This is a genomic window from Synechococcus sp. Cruz-7E5 (genome assembly GCF_024345995.1).
In the GTDB taxonomy this organism is placed as follows: Bacteria; Cyanobacteriota; Cyanobacteriia; order PCC-6307; family Cyanobiaceae; genus Regnicoccus_A.
Window position 1 is genome coordinate 43,801 of record NZ_JAGQCE010000005.1, and the last position, 17,898, is coordinate 61,698.

The following is a 17,898-nucleotide window of genomic DNA, read 5'->3' on the forward strand; positions in this document are numbered from 1 at the left end:
GCCCTCAGCTGACCCCAGGGATAAGTTCTGCAGATTCCACGCACAGGAGACGCCATGGGCATGGGCGAACTCTTTCTCGAGAGCCTTTCCACCGGTGTGATCACGGAAGACGAGATCACCTGGGTGGCGGCTCAGCAGAGTGGCTTCAACCGCCAGGAGGAGGCTGCGGCGCTCAAGCTTGGGCGTCTTCTCGACTCCGGCCGCATCCAGATCGGTTGCCGCGTCCCTGCCGCCGCCGCTTGAGAGAACTGTCTCAGATCAGCTCGGGATGGGCCGGATCCCCCTTGAACGGCCCCTCCACTTGGGATGTGATCCAACCCCCGTAGAACCCTCCGGGCTGGGGGATCACCGCCTCGCCGTCAAGCCAGCAGCCATCCATCAGGGCCGGGTAGAGCGCGAACCAACCGGCTAGAGCCGCAAAAGCTGCTGTGGGCTGCGGATACGACCACACCGCCCGCTCCAGCCTGCGATCACCCACCACCACGTCGTAGTAGCGGGCCAGTCCTTTCCATTCACAGAAGCTGCGTCCTATCGCGGGCTCCAGCAGCTCCAGGCGCACGTCTTCGGGCGGCAGGTAATAGGTGGGGGGATGGAAGGTCTCGAGCACCCGCAGCGAGCGACGGGTTTCCGCCAGCAGCTTCCCCAGAGCCCGCACCTCGACCAACGCCCCGCTGGGCTCCAGCGCCGGTGGACGCGGATAGTCACAGACGCGCTCTCGTTCTTGGCTCTCCAACGGCTCGCTGCTCCCCATTCGCCGTCCCTGGCCATGACAATGGTCAGCATGGCTAACCCCACACCCATTCGCCAGCGCCCGCGCCAAGGCCTGGATCGCCTCCTGAACCGGCTCGGCGGCACCTCCATCATCCCTCTGCTGATTCTCTCGGTGGCCTGGGGCCAGGAACTGATCGACCAGATCGTGTTCGGGGGGCGCTGGAACCTGCCGATGCTGCCCGGAGGCTCGTTCCTGGGGGTGCTCACCGCCCCGTTCAGCCACGGCGATCTAGGCCACCTGCTGGGCAACAGCCTCTGGTTCCTGCCCCTCTCCTGGTTGGTGCTGCTCAAGAGCTGGCACGACTACCTGGCGGTCTGGGTGGGGGTGTACGTGATGGCGATACCGGTGTGGCTGTTCTCCAGCAACGGCAACCATGGGCTCTCCGGCGTGGTCTTCGCGTTGGTGGGGTACCTGATCGTGATCGGCTTCCTGGAGCGACGCCCCCTGCCCCTGCTGCTCTCGCTGTTCAGCCTCGTGAGCTATGGCGGTTTCCTGCCAGGCCTGCTGCCCTTCTTCACCCCGGCCGGGGTGAGCTGGATCGGCCACCTCAGCGGCTTCGCCGGTGGAGTGCTCGCCGCCCTGGCGGTCTACAGGGAACCCTCCAGCTTCGCGGGGAGATGAGGCGCTGATGTCCTGCCCCCGCTGCGGAAGCTGGGAAGTTCGCCGCGACCGCAGCCTGGCGGGCCGTATGGTCTGCGGCCGCTGCAGCCTGCCGCTGGGACCAGGCGCCCGCCAGGCCTCCAGTGGCCTGCGGCGCCTGAACCCGCTGGGAAGTGGTGGCCGGGGTCATCGTCGGAACTGGCTGATGCCGGTGGCGTTGCTGCTGATCCTCAGTGCGCTGCTGGCCTGGCTGAGCGAGCAACCGCAGCCCAGGCAGATTCCCTTTGGCCAGGAGCAGGACCGTCTGCGCTGACAGCGACGTCTCGGCCAGGGATGAGTCTCTCAGCCGGGGATGAAAGAGCGCAGCCGGCGAGCTTCCATGCCGGCTCGATGTTGCAGTTCCACGTCGCTCAGCTGGGCTTCCTCCCGCTGCTGGGCGGCCAGCACATCACGTTCTTCGAGGGGAAAACCTTCCTGCCGGGCCAGCTGCAGGAAGGCCTCCAGGTCGAGCTGTTGCTGCAGTCGCTCCTGCAGAGACGCTGAGCTGCGGGCGTGGAGCAGGAAGGCGTCCAGTTGCTCAAGGCTCACGGCAAGAGATCCATATCTCCTCTGTATTAGCCCAGCCGGTGGCCCGGCGACGACTTCACTCGCCAGGGGGTTCGTCACGGTCACTCCGGACTGCCTTGTCTGAGGCATAGCGCCCGATCAGCAATCCCATCACGATGGCCATGTAGATCGGGCCGATCACACTGAAGGCCACGGCACTCATCTGGGAGAAAGGAGTGGTCGGCAACACGTCACCGAAGCCCACAGTGCTCAGGCAGACAAAGGCGAAGTAGTTGAGCCGGGCAAAATGAATAGACTGCAGCTGGGAATTGGCCGTGCTGATAGGGCCAGTCGCGAACAGGGACGAAGGCGTTTCGCGCAGGTTCGCATAACTGCCGGGCTGGATCGTTTCCAGAGCCGTGAACAACAGGCCGGCAGTCAGGCCCAGCAGCAGATATCCCGAGATAGCCCCCATCAGAACACTTCCGTTCACTTGCCGTTCCTCCGCCAGAAATCCCACCAGACGCATCACACTCCAGCCCACGAACAGGGTGGTGAGCACGAGCAGGGGCCAGCCGCTTTCGCGATGTGACAAGGGCGTGAAGTACCAGAACCACTGAGCCAACAGCGTGAGCAGACCCAGCACTCGGTAAGGCAGATCCCTGGGATTGCTCTTGCCGTCATGGCGGATCGAGCCTTCCAGCTCCACCATCAACAGCATGGTGGCCAGGCTGTAGCCGATCCCACCGAGGCTTTGCAGGTTGCTGGGCAGTGCCAGGCAGGCCATCACGAACAGGGTGATTAGCAGCAGGTGGGCATAGAAGCGGTGACGCCGCCGCAGTCGTGCCTCGCTGGAGAGGCTGGCGCGAAGTGGGAAGCGCAAAGGGATCAGCGGAGCTCCAGTGGACGGTCCGGCAGGCCGGCGGGCCTGAGTCGCATTGTGACGAAGGCACGGCGCAGAGCCAGCGGCTCAGGTGAAGAGGGAGAGCTGCTCCCTGGACTGCTGGGGCGGCAGCGCCTCCCAGCCGCTGGGATCCCAGCCGCTGAGCAGGGGGCCCAAAGCCCGCAGGCCCGCCCCATCGGCCGGGGCCAGCCAGGCCTGCTCAAGGCCATCGGGGAGAAGCACCGGCATGCGCTGGTGCAGGGGTTTCACCAGGGCGTTGGGGCTTGTGGTAAGTACGCAGCAGCTCTCCAGTTCGCTGCCGTCGGGGCCGATCCAGCGGTCCCAGATCCCTGCCAGCCAGAAGGGCTGGCGGTCAAGACGGCGAATCAGCCAGCCCTTCTCCAGAAAGCCATCGGCGGGAAGCAGGCAGCGGCGGTGCCGCCAGGCGCCACGGAAGGAGGCCTTCTCAGCCACGGTCTCGCTGCGGGCATTGAATGGCCTGGGCGCGTTGAGGGGATCTTTCGCCCACTCCGGCAACAGACCCCAGAGCATCAGGGCGCTGGCGATCGAAGCGTGCTCCTGGCGCAGGGCCAGCACCGGCTCGCCGGGCAGGATCAGGGGACGGGGTGCGTAGTGGCGTTCCAACTGCGCCGGCAGTTGACCAGCCAACCTCGGCAGAAGCTGATCAAGCTGGGTGGTGAGACAGAACCGACCACACATGGCGGCCAGAGAAGGCTGAAGCACACGTTAAGGCCGACGTGACGTTCGGTTCTCACCCCCGCCAGCCGGGCCGGCGCCCCGACCCCTGCGCTTAGTTTGGCTCTATCGACGTGCCCCGCCACCATGGCTATCCGCCAGGACGACAACCCCCCGAACAGGCGCTTCGGGATCATCAACCTGGTGCTGATCGGCTTCGGGGTCCTGCTGCTGCTCAGCAACTTCCTGCCCAATCAGGGATCCCAGGTGCCCAGGGTGCCCTATTCCCTGTTCATCGATCAGGTGAATGATGGCCATGTGAAGCGGGCTTACATCACCCAGGACCAGATCCGCTACGAGATCACCGACGCCGAGGAAGGCGCGCCATCGGTGCTTGCCACCACACCGATCTTCGACATGGATCTGCCCCAGCGCCTGGAGCAGAAAGGTGTGGAGTTCGCTGCCGCACCCCCGAAGCGCCCCAACTTCTTCACCACCTTGCTGAGCTGGGTGGTGCCGCCCCTGATCTTCATCCTGGTGCTCCAGTTCTTCGCCCGCCGGCAGATGGGTGGCGGTGCACAGGGTGCCCTGAGCTTCACCAAATCCAAGGCCAAGGTCTACGTGCCTGATGAGGAGTCCCGCGTCACCTTCGCTGATGTGGCCGGTGTGGATGAGGCGAAGACCGAGCTCAACGAAATCGTCGACTTCCTCAAGACTCCCGAGCGCTACGCCGCCATCGGCGCCCGCATCCCGAAGGGAGTGTTGCTGGTTGGTCCTCCCGGCACCGGCAAGACTCTCCTTTCCAAGGCTGTGGCCGGGGAGGCCGGTGTGCCCTTCTTCATCATCTCCGGCTCTGAGTTCGTGGAGCTGTTTGTTGGCGCCGGGGCGGCCCGGGTGCGTGACCTGTTCGAAGAGGCCAAGAAAAAGGCTCCCTGCATCATCTTCATTGACGAACTCGACGCCATCGGCAAGAGCCGCTCGGGCTCGATGGGCGTCGTTGGCGGTAACGACGAACGCGAGCAGACCCTCAACCAGCTGCTCACCGAGATGGATGGATTCACCGGCCAGGACAAGCCGGTGATCGTGCTGGCGGCCACCAACCAGCCCGAAACCCTCGATGCCGCCCTGCTGCGCCCAGGCCGTTTCGACCGCCAGGTGCTGGTGGATCGCCCAGACCTCTCCGGCCGCAAGAAGATCCTGGACATCTATGCCAAGAAAGTGAAGCTGGCCGCCAGCATCGATATCGACAAAATCGCCCAGGCCACCAGCGGCTTCGCCGGAGCCGACCTGGCCAACCTCGTCAACGAGGCGGCCCTGCTCGCGGCGCGCGCTTACCGCAAGGAGGTTGAGCAGAGCGACCTCAACGAAGCGATCGAGCGGGTGGTGGCGGGCCTCGAGAAGAAGAGCCGGGTGCTCCAGCCCGATGAAAAGAAAGTGGTTGCTTACCACGAAGTGGGCCACGCGATCGTGGGGCACCTGATGCCCGGCGGCAGCAAGGTGGCCAAGATCTCGATCGTGCCCCGCGGCATGGCGGCCCTGGGCTACACCCTGCAACTGCCCACCGAAGAGCGCTTCCTGAATTCCAAGGAAGACCTAGAAGGCCAGATCGCCACCCTGCTGGGCGGCCGCTCCGCCGAGGAGATCGTCTTCGGCGAGGTCACGACCGGTGCCGCCAACGACCTGCAACGCGCCACCGACATCGCCGAGCAGATGGTGGGCACATACGGCATGAGCGATACCCTCGGCCCTCTCGCCTACGACAAGCAGGGCGGCAGCCGCTTCCTCGGCGGCGGCAACAACCCACGCCGCTCCGTGAGTGATGCCACAGCCCAGGCTATCGACAAGGAGGTGCGAGCCCTGGTGGACCGAGCCCACGAGCGAGCCCTGGCGATCCTGCATGGCAACCGTGGCCTGCTCGAGGACATTGCCGGCAAGATCCTCGACAAGGAGGTGATCGAGGGGGATGAGCTCAGGGATCTGCTCGCCTCCAGCACCCTTCCCAGCGAAGCCGTCCTGGCTCCAGTCTGATCCGCCCCTTGACGGGGGGGCACGTTCTCCCCGATAAGGGTTCTTTGAAATGGGGTCATGGGCCCGCACTTCGCTCAGCGCTATCCCGGTCTCGCTGGGCTGCGCGGCCGGGATCTGCTGTCTTCAGCGGATCTGGCAAACGATGAAACCCTGGCGCTGCTGGAGCTCGCGGCTGACTTCAAGAGTGGCTCTGCTCACCTCGACCTGAGCGGCAAGGCTCTGGGCCTGATCTTCACCAAGGCCTCCACCCGCACGCGCGTGAGCTTTTCCGTGGCAATGGGCCGGCTCGGGGGCCAGGTACTCGACCTCAACCCCTCCGTCACCCAGGTGGGTCGCGGTGAGCCTGTGGCCGACACCGCCCGGGTGCTCAGCCGCTACGTCGACGCCCTGGCGATCCGCACCTTCGAGCAGAAGGAGCTTGCCGATTACGCCCACTGGGCCTCGATTCCGGTGATCAATGCCCTCACCGACCTGGAGCACCCCTGCCAGGCACTGGCTGATGTGCTCACCATCCGCGAAAGCTTCGGATCCCTTTCGGGCCTCACCCTGGCCTACGTGGGAGATGGCAACAACATGGCCCACTCGCTGATGCTCTGCGGCGCCCTGCTCGGGATGAATGTGCGGCTGGCCTGCCCGGAGGGTTTTGCTCCCGATCCCGCCGTGCTTTCAGAGGCGCAGGCACTGGCAGGCAGCGCAGCCACGATTTCGGTGCTGCATCAGCCGCTGCCGGCGGTGCGAGGCGCCGAGGTGCTCTACACCGATGTGTGGGCTTCGATGGGCCAGGAGCAGGAACAGCAGCAGCGATTGCAGGCCTTCGCGGGCTTCTGCCTCGATGAGGCTCTGCTGGCGGAAGCCGACCCCCGCGCCATCGTTCTCCACTGCCTGCCCGCCCACCGCGGCGAGGAGATCAGCGCCGGCGTGATTGAAGGCAGCTCCAGCCGGGTGTTCGATCAAGCGGAGAACCGTCTGCATGTGCAGCAGGCCTTGCTGGCGGCCCTGCTGGCCGATCCCGAAACGCCCTGCCTCTGAAGCGCCAACCTGCCTAGGGGCTGGACAACGGGCACGCCCGGGGGAACACTGGTGTCATGGTTCATGCGTACTGCCGGTGATTGTCTCCTCCAGGCCAACCGCTCCCAGCGGGCAGGACCTCACCAGCGCCCAGCAGCAGCTCTACGACTGGCTGGCGCAGTACATCCAGCACCACCGCCACAGCCCCTCGATCCGCCAGATGATGGAGGCGATGGGGCTGCGCTCCCCGGCGCCGATCCAGAGCAGGCTGCGGCACCTGCAGCAGAAGGGCTGGATCACCTGGCAGGAAGGCCAGGCCCGCACCCTGCAGCTGCTGGGTCCCGCCAGCGCCGGGGGCATTCCCGTGCTGGGCTCTGTGGCCGCCGGCGGCCTGATCGAAACCTTCGACGACGTGCGCGAGCGACTCGATCTCACACCGCTGCTGGACACCCGTGGCCTGTTCGCCCTCACCGTGAACGGCGACAGCATGGTGGATGCCCACATCGACGATGGCGACATCGTGCTGATGGAGCCTGTGAGCGATCCGGCCCGGCTCCGGCCCGGCACGATCGTGGCCGCCCACGTGGCCGGCAGCGGCACCACCCTGAAGCACTTCAGTTGCAAGGGCGGCAAGGTGCGTCTGGAGGCGGCCAACCCCGCCTACGCCCCGATCGAGCTTGAGGCTGAGCAGGTCACCGTCCAGGGCCGCATGGTGGCGGTCTGGCGCCAGGTGGCTGCACTGCCCAGAGCCTGAACCTTGGATGAGGCGAACCGCTGCGTTGTAAGCTTTCCTGTGCCAAAGCGAGGGCCCAAGGGTCCAGCCGATCGACCAGCGTTCGGTTCGCCAGGCCAACCATGGGGCCATAGCTCAGCTGGTAGAGCACCTGCATGGCATGCAGGGGGTCAGCGGTTCGAATCCGCTTGGCTCCATATCATTTTCCAGGTTCTCACTTCGGGGTCAGCTCCGCTTGATGAGAACAGCTGCCAAGGATTTCCGAAGACAAGTTGTTGGCTCGCTGTCCATAACCAAAAGCGGTTGGGCCGGCAATTCTTCTAACTTGCCTGGGCAAGCCAACTCAGGATGCAGCTGCCGGCATACAAGGGCTCAAGATTGATTACCTGTCTTCCAGCGCAAACCACATTCGGGCGGTGCGCGGTGGGAGATTGAAGGTGTAACTGGGGCCCACTATCTCCGGCAGCTGCGTGTCCGTGAGCATGTCGCGGTAGGGGTGATTCCACTTGAGCTTAAAGCGGGTGTCCACCGTGATTGAGCGCTGCTGATCACATTTGTTGATGGCCACGATGCCGTCTTCCTGCCGGCGCCACAGCAGGGTGCAGGCATCAGCAGCCAGCACCTCCATGGGCTTGCCCTGCATGCGGTTGTGAAAGGCGATCATGCGGCGCATGCGATCGCTGCTCCACACATCGCGCCAGCGACCGTTGTTGGAGCGGCCATCCGACTGGTCGTCAAACACCAGGGGGGTTCCACCATCGCGGCCCATGATGTACACATAGGCCAGCCCTTCATCCACTGACGACGGCGCATCTTGATCAAAGATCAGCGACCGGAACACATCGTTGTAGGGAATATCGTGCGTGACCACCATGGTGACGGCGCGGCTGTTCTCCAGGGCATTGCCGGTGGCATAGGGAAAAGCCACATCCGAGAGAGGGCGACCAAACGAGAAGGCCTGCTTGAGCGCATTGAACAGGGGAAAGTCATAGGCACCAAACTGCGGCGGCAATTCCCGTAGGTAGGGCTCGAGAAACTGCTGATAATCACCCGAGCTGGCTCCACCCGACGTGATGATCTCGGCAAAGAGATGGGAGTTTCTGGTCACCTCGTCAGGGATGAACGAGCTGATGGCGCTATTCGGCATGTGCTTGGCCGCATCAATGCGGAAACCGCGGATGCCGAGGTCATAAAGTGCCTGTACATACTGCCTGCGCTGATCATTCACCCAGTGCCTGCCTGGGTCGGTATCAACGAGGTCGGGCAGTCCGGGATCAGGATAAGGACCGCAGATGCGATCACGAACTACCGAAATTGAGTTGCTGTAGTCGCGGATGCAGGCTGCAGAGTGAAAATCCTGGGTTCCGAACAGCCCATCGGGAATGCCATCATCAGGCAGCACTCCATTATCTAGTACCCCATTGCCATTGCTGTCGCCATAAAGAATTTGCCTGCTCCAATACAGTGAATCATTCTGATACTGGCTCAGGCTGAGATCGCCAGGAAAGGTGGTTGCGCCGTTTCTCTCATTGGCCATGTGGTTGACCACCACATCGGCGTAGGTCTTCACGCCCCTGGCCTTGAGCGCCTGAATCGCCAGCACCAGGGATTCCTTATTGCCATCGCAATGGTCGATCACCCGGAAATCCTGGGGCTGATAACGCAGCCACCACTCACAACTCCCTGATTTCGGTGATTTCAAGGGGGGTGTCACCAGCACCGCTTTGTAGCCGGCTGCCGAAATCGCCTCGGCTTTCTCGGCAATATCCGCGTACGACCAGTCAAAGGCATGCAGGATCACATCCGCCTTCACTTCAGGGGAGCCGACGAGCCATCCCCCGAATCCCCCGAGCGAGAGCATCAGCCCGGTGATCGAACCTGCCAGCGAGCGGCGCTTCATCAGATCACCAGATCAACACTTCAGCGCTGGCATGCCAGAAGCAGCCTGAGGTCTCCAGGCTAAGGGCGCCGATCCGCTCCAGCAGGGAGCTTGGCCATGTTCTCAGGCCATCAGCAGCTGATAAGCCGCATGGATACGGCGGAAGTCATCAACGGCTCCACCCTGGTCGGGATGGTGGGTCTTCACCAGGCGGCGGTGGGCCCGCTTGATGGCCTCGCTCGAGGCACCCCAGCGCAGACCAAGCACCGCAAAGGCGGCTGCCCGCTCTGGATCGGTGCTGTCCTCGGCCGGAGCCGGGCAGGCCGCCTGCTCCAGGGCCGCAACCCGCTCCAGCAGGTCGTCGACCACACGCAAAGGCGATTCCGAGAGCCATTCAGTTGCCCGCACGCCATACATCGCAAAGGCAACACGTATCGCCAGGCGAGCCTTGGTCTGCGGGCCGCGCAGCGCCTGTCGCAGGGCGCTGCCGAGACCTGGCAGGCGGCGATCAAGCTCCTCCTCCAGCTGGGCGCGGGGATCGCTCCACTGGCTGCTCAGATGCTCAAGCAGGCCACGCAGGCCGCTGAAGACCATCGTCTCCCCCACCCGAGCCGAGGCGCCCACCCGAAGCTCGCGCCAGCGGGGATGACGGGCGAGAGCCTGACCCCAGGCCTCCACCCGCTCGACACTGACTTCGCCCCTGAAAACGGATCCTTGGGCCTGCTGGCGAAGGAGCTGCTGCCGCAGAAGACGTACCTCACGGCGCAGGGCTTCGTTCTCGGCGAGCAGCGCGTCAATGTTGGCGGTGACCTGGGCGCCCCGGGCCGGCGCACGGGCCCAGCTGCGCGGATCAAATCCCATCTTCAATCCGCCTGAAGTACGCCGACAGCAGGCTGCCGCAGTACGAGGCGATCGATCCTGCCGATCCTGTTGAGGGGCATCGCCTCGATAATTCGGTTGGCTTTCGCTCAAGCCTCGGATCTGAAAAATCTGACGGCGCCTCATCCGGACTTGCTGCTCGACCTAAAGCTGTCTGATCAGCCGTAGGTGGAGATGGTCGAGAGGCGCTGGAAAGAGGGACTGGCCATGCCGTCGACCCGGAAGGAGGACCAGGTGGCCGTGGTGGCCGGCTGTTCAACCTGGAGGGGGAATTCGATCCGGCGGCGCTGATAGGTGAGTCCTACACAACTGAGATCCTCGTCATCTGCCATCAGCGACCAGAGCAGGCGTAGATCACCGCGGTCATAGGACAACGGCTGGGAGGTCGGCAATGATTCAGCCATCACCCCAGGACCAAAACGCACATCAATGGTTCGTTCCGACGCAAGGTAATCGCCATCCTCGGTTGGGTAGAACCAGCAGGTTTCGTTGCTCAACTGCTGGAGCGGAAACGCATCGAGCCGTTTGCGTCCAAGCGGAGCATCGGTAGGCGAAACACCTTGACCGGCTTCCAGGAGGTGAACCTGCAACCAGAGGCGAGAGGCGTCAAAACGAGGAATGACGGCATCACAGAGAAGTCGTTCCCGCGCAGGACCGGTGTTGGGCATGCCGACGAAAGGATCTTCACAGCTGATCGTGGCCTGCCCAGCCTGTACGAGGGAATCGAGGCTGCCGCTCCATGCCTTGGGGCAGCGCAGGATGCGCAGTGCCCTTGCATCACAGATGGACGACTGATGATCTGCAACTACTTGGCTCCAGCCAATGGACTCCTCCCCTTCCTGGGGAGGAGCAAGACTGAATGTGAACGCCAGGGTGGTAGTCATGGCCGGTGATGAGCCCGTCATGACGGGCACCTGTTGCTCGTGGATGCCCCGATCAGCCCAGGCCGATCTGGCCGAGGATGCCTTGGCCGGTGAGGACCTCAGTAGCCAGGCCAATCACGAAGCCAAGCATGGCCAGACGGCCATTCCAGGTTTCGGCGAACGCAACAAAACCGAAGCGGGTGGTGGAGTCAGCCATTGGAGGAGAGCGAAGTGCTTTGCGAAGCGTAACACAAATCTTTGAGCATTGTTAAGAGGCGGCTCACGGCTCGGCGCTGCTGCCGGGATCCCGGCTCACATCCACTCCGAAGGGGGCGAAGAGAAAAACCATCTCCCCTAGTCGCTCCTGGTGCCCATCCAGAGCAAAAACCCCGCCGGAGACAAAATCCGCCGAGCGCTGGGCCTCCTCGGGTGGCATCGAACCGAAATTGAGCACAACGGTCTTGCGCTCACGCACGGCCTGAACCGCCTGCAGGACGTCCTCAAAACGGCGTGGCTCCATCAGAACGACTTCGGGAGCCAAGTCGGGAAACCGATCCATGCCATCACGGTGCCATGGGCAGCCCAGCGGCGCCAACCGCCGCACCCGCTCGGGTCAGGGCTGGTGCACAGGTTCAGCCAGGGCGAGCAGGTCGTCGCAGCACAGCTCTTCCCGACGGCGCAGGGCAAAGAGAGTCCCGGTCTGTCCCCGGCAGATGCGCAACTCCTGATCCAGAACGGTGATGTCCAGCCAGGCCGGGTAGCTCTGGCTCACCTGACGCAACAGGCGCAACTGCATCGGTCCCAGCCCCGGGCCGATCCAACCTCCCCGCTCAAAGCTCACCGATACCCGCTGGGGCCCCTGAACGGCAATCCGCGCCAGCACGGCGATGCCACCCAGGCCAGAAAAGGCACCGGTGAGGCGCAGCAGGTTCATGGCACGGGCACGGGCAGGAACCAGTACCTGAAGGTTGTCAATCCAAGGGGCAACCCGCAGGTAGGGAGCCTTGCTGCTGCTCCAGCGCAACTCCCAGACCCCCTCCAGATGCTCCGGCCGCTGCAGCAGATCAGCGGGTGACTCCCGCTCAAGAGATTCGATCAGGGAGCGGATCCGCTGATCGCCGAGCGCAGCGGGGTTGCACAACCCTTCGAGCAACTGTTCACGGGGAGTCATGGCACCAGAGGGGGTTGGAGGGGGACCTGGGGCCGGGGGCGCGTGTAGAGTGATCTTTGATTTTTCGATCACTGGTGAGAGCAACACTTCCAGCCGTCGACGGATCCGTTCAAGTTATTTAAAGTTACATGACAATCTACGTAGGCAACCTCTCGTTCGATGCCGAGCAAGAGGATCTCCGTGACCTTTTCAGTCAGTACGGAGAAGTGCGCCAGTGCAGCCTGCCCCTTGACAGGGAAACTGGACGCAAGCGCGGCTTCGCGTTCGTGGAACTCGCGAACGACGCCGAAGAGCAGAAAGCCATCGACGATCTTCAGAACGTCGAATGGATGAACCGGATGATCCGGGTCAACAAGGCAGAGCCCCGCGGTGGTGGCGGCGGCGGCGGTGGCAATCGCGGCGGTGGCGGTGGCTACGGCGGCGGTGGCGGTGGTGGCGGCTACGGCGGCGGCGGCGGTGGTCGCAGCCGCTACTGAGTCTTCCAAAGCCTCCAGATAAAGGTTCGCCTGACTCTGGAACTTTGATCAACCCCGCCAAGGCGGGGTTTTTTTGTTGGGGCACCCTCAACAGCAAGCAGGCAGGGCACCCCAACTGCTCAGGCAGATGGGTAAAGGATCACTCCTCACCTTCGTCTTCAGCGCCGACAGGCACCAGGCGGATCTGCTTGCGGCCGATCTTCAGCTCGAACTCATCCCCTGGCTTGAGGTCAAGCAACGCCGTGTAAGCCTTGCCCACCAGCAGGTTGCCGTTGCCTTGAACAGTGGCGATGTAGCTGAGCTTGCGTCCACCTTTGCCGGCTGCCTGACCGCCACCGCTGGAGCCGAGGTTGACGCCCTTGGCCTCCAGCAGAGCTTCGTAAAACGCCGTGAAATTCAATCGCTCACTGCCGTCCTTCTTGGTGCTGACGTAGCCGGCAGAGCGCACCAGCTCTGATTTGCTGACCTCACCCAGCTCCTTGACCTTGGCGAGCAGATCGGCACCAGTCAACATGGCATTGCTTAAGAACATCACAGACAACATACTGAATGGCGTGGGTTCGTTGAGGTTGGCGGAAACAGCAACCTGGCCAGCCCAGTTCAGATCCAACGAAGATCCTGGTCATCGCACATTTCCGGTCAGGACATCCTGATTCTGATCAGGTGAGTCATGGCCCAGAAGTTGCAGGATCCTCTCTGCACTCGCAAACCCGATCTGATCCGTTCAGTGGGAATGACCGTGGCGAGGTCGCTGAAACCGGAACCACCAGCTTGCCCCCCCCAGCAGAATCATCAGGATCAGGGGTGCTTCGCGCCAGATTTGATAGGTCGTGGCCCGCTTCAGCCGCTCCAGTTCGAACACCCCCAGCTCGGCCCGCCCCGGTGGCAAGGCAGCGCGAACCACCCCCTGAGCGTCGATCACCAGACTGGGGCCTGTGTTGGCGGTGCTCACCAACCAGCGGCCCACTTCGATCGCCCGCAGCTGGGCCAGGGCCGTGAACTGATCACGCAGCAGAGCTGGATAGGGGTCGAGATTGGCGCTGGCCATCAACCAACTGGCCCCCGCCGCGGTGGCCTCGCGCAGGCCCTCGCCATTGGCCAGCTCGTAGCAGATCGCCACCGCCGGATCCGCGCCGCTGCGTCTGAGCAGCCGAGCGGGCGGCCCCGGCTCCACCCCCCCCACGGCAGACAGTCCACCCCAGCGCCAGAAGCGCGCCAGGGGCACCCATTCGCCCAGAGGCACCACCCTGGCCTTGTCGACCCAACTGGAGGCTTCACTCGAGCTGGGCTCGAAGCGGAGGACACTGCTGCGCAACTCCTCCCCTTCAAGGCGGAAGCCACCACTGAGGACCTCCGCCTCGGCCTCGGGCATGACCTGCCCGAGCACCAACGTTCCTTCCGGCAGAAGCAGGGGCACCCCCAGGGCGGCCGCCTGCTGACGGGCCCTGGCAATCTGCACCAGCAGATCCCGCTGGCGCTCGGGCTCGAACTTCTCCCGGGTGGGCAGCGCTGGTTGCAGCACCATCACCCGGAAGGACTCCCCCCGCTCCACCCGATCGGCCCGCAGCTGGCTCCAGCCGAGGCCATGGCTGAACAACAGCAGAGCGGCCATACCCAGGCCCCAGCCACGCCGGCTGACCGCAGGCGCCACCAAAGTGCGCCAGCAGAACCAGCCGATCAACAGCTGAACGGCAGCCACCAGGCCGGATCCGCCCACAGCCGCCAGCCCGGCCAGAGCCCGATCGGCGGGCAGGGGGGAGGCACCCAGCCCGATCCAGAACAGGGGTCCGGCGGCCAGGAGCACTTCCGCCAGCCCCCAGAGCCCGGAGGCCAGCAGCGCCGTGGCGAGGAGGCGGGGGTCAAGGCGGCGTACCAGCCAGCCCCAGATCGCCACCAGCCCCCCCCCGGCCAGACCGCAGGCCAACCAGAGCGCCAGGCAGATCGGCAGGCTCAGGGGGCCGGGGACACCGATCCAGTCGAGGGGATGCAACCAAAGCAGCCAGCGATGGCTGACCAGCACCGCAGCGCCCCCCCAGAGGCCGGCAGCAGCAGGAGTGGCTCCCCAGAGGGGAACCAGGGCCAGCCAGAGCAGCGGCGGCAGGCCCAGGGGTGCCAGGGAGAGCCCCGCCAGGGCACCGGCAAGGGCGGTGATCACCCTCAGGCGCCGGTCATCTCCCATGGCCTGCGCAGGCATGCAACGACATCATCAGATGGTCAGCGCTTGCCGCCATGGACCGGGACAATCTGCTCCAGCAACTGATCCTGCGTGGACTGGGCACCAGTTCCCTGGTGGCCGACCGTCTGCGCAACGTCACCCAGGCCTGGGTGACAAGCGGCCGCCTTGATCCCGGCGAAGCCACGGTGCTCGTCGACGACGTGATGCGCTCGCTGCGGGGGGAGAACCCCGAACTGGAGAAGCAGGCCGAGCGCACCATGGAGCGAGGCATCGATCACTTCCTTCAGGACCTGGGGCTGGCCCGCCAGCGCGAGGTGGATGAGCTGAGGGGCCGCATCGACCGGCTGGAGCAACAGCTGCGCAGCCGACGGGAAGGGGCCGAAGTGCCCGACTGACGCGGCACAGGAGTCGTCATCCCCGGCGCTGGCAGAATGCCTGCCAGCTCGTTCCGGCCAGGCAGCCGACACCGATCCATGCGTGACATCCTGATCAGCACCGGCGTCTGCGTCGCCTGCCTGCTGCTGGCCCTGGCCAGTCAGCTGATTTCTCCCAGCACAGTCGAGGCCAGCGGCAGCGGTGCTGTCAGCACTGCCTCCGTTGGCTCAGCTGCCGTCGCTTCGGTCAGCTCAGCCATCAATAAGGCACCTGCAGCACCCAGCGGTCGGATCGAGCTCGACCCCGACGATCCGAATCCCTCGCTGTTCACCATGGCCTCCGACAGTCCCAACGACACCTCCGCCCTCGCCGACGCCTCCGTTGCCCAAGTGGGTGCATCCGGCCTGGGAGGCGAATTGGTGGCCGCAAAGGAAGTGGTCACCCCCAGTGGCCTGCGTATCACCGATCTGGTGGTCGGCGAGGGTGCCGAAGCCGTGAGCGGCCAGCCCGTCCAGGTTAACTATCGCGGCACCCTCGCCAGCGGCAAGGAGTTCGACAGCAGCTACGGCCGTGGCCCCTTCTCCTTCCCGCTTGGAGCCGGTCGGGTGATCAAGGGCTGGGATGAAGGCGTGGCCGGTATGAAGGTGGGCGGCAAGCGCAAACTGGTGATCCCACCGGATCTGGCCTACGGCGAACGGGGCGCCGGCGGCGTCATTCCCCCGAACGCAACCCTCACCTTCGAGGTGGAACTGCTCGGGGTCGGAGGCTGAGCCTCGCCCTGCAACTGGGCCAGGGCTCATCTCGTTAATATGAGAGCTCCGGTGGACCGCCGGTCAAGCTGTTCATGGTCACATTGGTGACAGATCCGGCTCGCCTTTTCTCGACGTGCCGCCGGGACTCAGCCACAGGCCTGTGCCATGCCGCCTCAACAAGCGGTCCCCCATGGGCTCCGCCCTTTCCCCCTTCGTTGCACTGTTCATGGCCCACACGCTGCCCGCTCTCCCCTACGACATCAACGCGCTCGAACCCCATATCTCGCAGAACACCCTCGAGTTTCATCACGGCAAGCACCACGCCGCCTACGTCACCAACCTCAACAAACTGATCGAAGGTACCGACCTTGACGGCCAGAGCCTTGAGGAGGTGATCACAAGCGTGGCCGGAGATGCCTCCAAGGCTGGGGTGTTCAACAACGCGGCCCAGGTGTGGAACCACAGCTTCTACTGGCAGTGCATGAAACCCGGTGGTGGCGGCCAGCCCAGCGGAGCCCTCGCCGATAAAATCAACGCCGACTTCGGCAGTTTCGATGCCTTCGTTGAGCAGTTCAAGACCGCTGGTGCCACCCAGTTCGGCAGCGGCTGGGCCTGGCTGATCCTTGATGGCGACACTCTGAAGATCACCAAGACCGCCAACGCTGATCTGCCCCTAGCCCACGGTCAGAAAGCACTCCTGACGATGGATGTCTGGGAGCATGCCTACTACCTCGACTATCAGAACAGGCGCCCGGATTACATGACCACCTTCCTTGAGAAGCTGGTGAACTGGGACTTCGTGGCCGCCAACCTCGCCGCCGCCTGATTCTCCCCGGCCCCTTCCCTTGGGGGCCATCCAACCGGAGGTGGCCGCCTGCTCAGGGGCGAGCCGCCTCCTCAACCGCTTCAGGAGCGATCCACATGGCATCGCCATAGGAGAAGAATCGGTAACCCTGCCGCTTGGCCTCCTCGTAAAGCTCCAGCAGCCGTGGCCGACCGATCAGGGCACTCACCAGCAGCAACAGCGAGCTGCGGGGCAGGTGGAAATTAGTGAGCAGTCCCTGCACCACCTGAAAGCGGAATCCAGGCTGGATCACCAGGTTGACCGGTCCACGGAAGGGCACCAGGTTGCCGTCGTGGAGCGCCGCCACACCTTCAAGGCTGCGGACGCTGGTGGTGCCGATCGCGATCACCCGCCCGCCCCGCAACCGACACGCGGCCACCGCATCCACCAGACCCTCGCTGATCTCCACCCACTCGCTGTGCAGATCCAGGCTGGAGAGGTCCTCCTCCTCCAGGGGGCGAAAGGTGCCGATGCCCACGTGCAGCGTGGCGGTTGCGATTTCCACGCCCCTGGCGCGGATCGCCTCCAGCAGCTCATCACTAAGGTGCAGGCCCGCCGTCGGGGCGGCCACCGCTCCGGGCCTGGTGGCATAGCGGGTCTGGTAGCGGCTTTCCTGCTCAGGATCCGGATGCTGGATGTAAGGGGGCAGCGGCATCGCCCCGTAGCGCTGCAACAGAGCTTCGATCGAAGCGGCGTCGGTGCAGCCGGGGGGGAAGCGGATCACCCGTCCACCTGTGGTCTCATCGAGCGCAACCACCTCCAGCGGCAGGGACGGCTGGCCGGCGGCTTCAAGTTGGAGCACCTCACCAGGCCGCACCCGCTTACCCGGACGCACCAGGCAGATCCAGCAGCTCTCGCTGGAAGCCGCAGCCGCCTCCCGTGGAGCGGCATTGTTGTGGGGCTGAAGCACCAGCAGCTCCACGGCACCTCCACTGGCGCGGCGGGCCTGCAGCCGGGCCTTGAGCACCCGGGTGTCGTTGACCACGAGCAGATCACCTGGTCGCAACTCCCCCTGCAGGTCCCAGACACTGAGATGTCTGACCTGCTGCTCTGCGCCTGAGCCCTCGCCAGCGGGACCCAGGGCCAGCAAGCGGGCGCTGTGGCGGGGCTCCGCGGGCGTCTGGGCGATGAACGACGGCGGCAGGTCGTAGGTGTAACTGGAGAGCCGCAGATCAGCTGACAGATCGCTCAGGTGTGCAGGCCCCGGAGGGGCCGAG

General features: G+C 64.5%; 23 protein-coding genes and 1 tRNA gene. 11 read left to right on the plus strand and 13 right to left on the minus strand.

Annotated features, from left to right (window positions below; genetic code table 11):
• The first annotated feature begins 60 nt into the window (after window positions 1-60).
• A complete protein-coding gene (locus KBY77_RS07695) occupies window positions 61-243 on the plus strand; it encodes a hypothetical protein (protein ID WP_255102957.1) in 183 nt (60 codons plus the stop codon).
• A gap of 10 nt (window positions 244-253) precedes the next feature.
• On the opposite strand, the gene KBY77_RS07700 is transcribed toward KBY77_RS07695, so the two are convergent.
• Entirely contained in the window at window positions 254-751 is a 498-nt protein-coding gene (locus tag KBY77_RS07700; RefSeq protein WP_255102958.1) for a DUF427 domain-containing protein, read from the minus strand.
• 15 nt (window positions 752-766) lie between these two features.
• Between KBY77_RS07700 and KBY77_RS07705 the strand changes: the two genes are divergently transcribed.
• Window positions 767-1,393, plus strand: coding sequence for a rhomboid family intramembrane serine protease (locus KBY77_RS07705; RefSeq protein WP_255102960.1), 627 nt, complete (start codon window positions 767-769; stop codon window positions 1,391-1,393).
• Window positions 1,394-1,400: 7 nt separating this feature from the next.
• Complete coding sequence (locus KBY77_RS07710; RefSeq protein ID WP_255102961.1) at window positions 1,401-1,685, plus strand: transcriptional regulator; 285 nt, start codon at window positions 1,401-1,403, stop codon at window positions 1,683-1,685.
• Between the two features lie 29 nt (window positions 1,686-1,714).
• On the opposite strand, the gene KBY77_RS07715 is transcribed toward KBY77_RS07710, so the two are convergent.
• From KBY77_RS07715 to KBY77_RS07725, 3 genes are all read right to left on the minus strand, one after another.
• Window positions 1,715-1,960 carry a Nif11-like leader peptide family RiPP precursor gene (locus tag KBY77_RS07715; protein ID WP_255102962.1) on the minus strand — a complete coding sequence of 82 codons (246 nt, stop codon included), beginning with the start codon at window positions 1,958-1,960 and terminating at the stop codon, window positions 1,715-1,717.
• 55 nt (window positions 1,961-2,015) lie between these two features.
• The gene (locus KBY77_RS07720) at window positions 2,016-2,801 is read right to left on the minus strand and encodes a potassium channel family protein (RefSeq protein WP_255102964.1); all 786 of its coding nucleotides are present in this window, start codon (window positions 2,799-2,801) and stop codon (window positions 2,016-2,018) included.
• Window positions 2,802-2,888: 87 nt separating this feature from the next.
• The gene (locus tag KBY77_RS07725; protein WP_255102965.1) at window positions 2,889-3,521 is read right to left on the minus strand and encodes an SOS response-associated peptidase; all 633 of its coding nucleotides are present in this window, start codon (window positions 3,519-3,521) and stop codon (window positions 2,889-2,891) included.
• Window positions 3,522-3,644: 123 nt separating this feature from the next.
• On the opposite strand from KBY77_RS07725, the gene ftsH reads away from it, so the two are divergent.
• The 4 genes from ftsH to KBY77_RS07745 all read left to right on the plus strand — a co-directional run bounded on the left by ftsH (window position 3,645) and on the right by KBY77_RS07745 (window position 7,463).
• Window positions 3,645-5,525: an ATP-dependent zinc metalloprotease FtsH gene (ftsH, locus tag KBY77_RS07730; protein ID WP_255102966.1), complete on the plus strand. Its 1,881-nt coding sequence runs from the start codon at window positions 3,645-3,647 to the stop codon at window positions 5,523-5,525.
• A 57-nt stretch (window positions 5,526-5,582) separates the two neighbouring features.
• Window positions 5,583-6,554: an ornithine carbamoyltransferase gene (argF, locus tag KBY77_RS07735; RefSeq protein ID WP_255102967.1), complete on the plus strand. Its 972-nt coding sequence runs from the start codon at window positions 5,583-5,585 to the stop codon at window positions 6,552-6,554.
• 76 nt (window positions 6,555-6,630) lie between these two features.
• A complete protein-coding gene (gene lexA, locus KBY77_RS07740; RefSeq protein ID WP_255102968.1) occupies window positions 6,631-7,287 on the plus strand; it encodes a transcriptional repressor LexA in 657 nt (218 codons plus the stop codon).
• Window positions 7,288-7,390: 103 nt separating this feature from the next.
• Window positions 7,391-7,463 (plus strand) — tRNA-Ala (locus KBY77_RS07745).
• 185 nt (window positions 7,464-7,648) lie between these two features.
• Here KBY77_RS07745 and KBY77_RS07750 read toward each other — a convergent pair.
• The 6 genes from KBY77_RS07750 to KBY77_RS07775 all read right to left on the minus strand — a co-directional run bounded on the left by KBY77_RS07750 (window position 7,649) and on the right by KBY77_RS07775 (window position 12,058).
• Window positions 7,649-9,166 carry an alpha-amylase family protein gene (locus KBY77_RS07750; RefSeq protein WP_255102969.1) on the minus strand — a complete coding sequence of 506 codons (1,518 nt, stop codon included), beginning with the start codon at window positions 9,164-9,166 and terminating at the stop codon, window positions 7,649-7,651.
• Between the two features lie 102 nt (window positions 9,167-9,268).
• Window positions 9,269-10,006 (minus strand): J domain-containing protein, encoded by a 738-nt coding sequence (locus KBY77_RS07755; protein WP_255102970.1) that lies wholly within the window; start codon window positions 10,004-10,006, stop codon window positions 9,269-9,271.
• Window positions 10,007-10,182: 176 nt separating this feature from the next.
• Window positions 10,183-10,929 carry a hypothetical protein gene (locus tag KBY77_RS07760; protein ID WP_255102971.1) on the minus strand — a complete coding sequence of 249 codons (747 nt, stop codon included), beginning with the start codon at window positions 10,927-10,929 and terminating at the stop codon, window positions 10,183-10,185.
• Between the two features lie 31 nt (window positions 10,930-10,960).
• A complete protein-coding gene (locus tag KBY77_RS07765; RefSeq protein WP_094554677.1) occupies window positions 10,961-11,104 on the minus strand; it encodes a chlorophyll a/b-binding protein in 144 nt (47 codons plus the stop codon).
• 63 nt (window positions 11,105-11,167) lie between these two features.
• Window positions 11,168-11,446: a cell division protein SepF gene (locus KBY77_RS07770; protein WP_315856470.1), complete on the minus strand. Its 279-nt coding sequence runs from the start codon at window positions 11,444-11,446 to the stop codon at window positions 11,168-11,170.
• 54 nt (window positions 11,447-11,500) lie between these two features.
• Entirely contained in the window at window positions 11,501-12,058 is a 558-nt protein-coding gene (locus KBY77_RS07775; RefSeq protein WP_255102972.1) for a PAP/fibrillin family protein, read from the minus strand.
• Window positions 12,059-12,186: 128 nt separating this feature from the next.
• Between KBY77_RS07775 and KBY77_RS07780 the strand changes: the two genes are divergently transcribed.
• Window positions 12,187-12,534, plus strand: a complete 348-nt coding sequence (locus KBY77_RS07780) for an RNA-binding protein (RefSeq protein ID WP_255102973.1) — start codon at window positions 12,187-12,189, stop codon at window positions 12,532-12,534.
• Between the two features lie 139 nt (window positions 12,535-12,673).
• Here KBY77_RS07780 and KBY77_RS07785 read toward each other — a convergent pair whose 3' ends face one another.
• Window positions 12,674-13,048: an AbrB family transcriptional regulator gene (locus KBY77_RS07785; protein ID WP_255102974.1), complete on the minus strand. Its 375-nt coding sequence runs from the start codon at window positions 13,046-13,048 to the stop codon at window positions 12,674-12,676.
• A gap of 210 nt (window positions 13,049-13,258) precedes the next feature.
• Window positions 13,259-14,728: a nitrilase-related carbon-nitrogen hydrolase gene (locus KBY77_RS07790; RefSeq protein WP_255102975.1), complete on the minus strand. Its 1,470-nt coding sequence runs from the start codon at window positions 14,726-14,728 to the stop codon at window positions 13,259-13,261.
• Window positions 14,729-14,763: 35 nt separating this feature from the next.
• Between KBY77_RS07790 and KBY77_RS07795 the strand changes: the two genes are divergently transcribed.
• The 3 genes from KBY77_RS07795 (at window position 14,764) to KBY77_RS07805 (ending at window position 16,663) form a co-directional block, all read left to right on the plus strand.
• Window positions 14,764-15,105, plus strand: coding sequence for a phasin family protein (locus tag KBY77_RS07795; protein WP_255092566.1), 342 nt, complete (start codon window positions 14,764-14,766; stop codon window positions 15,103-15,105).
• A gap of 78 nt (window positions 15,106-15,183) precedes the next feature.
• Complete coding sequence (locus tag KBY77_RS07800) at window positions 15,184-15,855, plus strand: FKBP-type peptidyl-prolyl cis-trans isomerase (RefSeq protein ID WP_255102976.1); 672 nt, start codon at window positions 15,184-15,186, stop codon at window positions 15,853-15,855.
• A gap of 208 nt (window positions 15,856-16,063) precedes the next feature.
• On the plus strand, window positions 16,064-16,663 hold the full coding sequence (locus tag KBY77_RS07805; protein ID WP_255103159.1) for a superoxide dismutase: 600 nt from the start codon (window positions 16,064-16,066) through the stop codon (window positions 16,661-16,663).
• 52 nt (window positions 16,664-16,715) lie between these two features.
• Here KBY77_RS07805 and queA read toward each other — a convergent pair whose 3' ends face one another.
• Window positions 16,716-17,864, minus strand: a complete 1,149-nt coding sequence (gene queA / locus KBY77_RS07810; protein WP_399212515.1) for a tRNA preQ1(34) S-adenosylmethionine ribosyltransferase-isomerase QueA — start codon at window positions 17,862-17,864, stop codon at window positions 16,716-16,718.
• Window positions 17,865-17,898 lie beyond the last annotated feature (34 nt).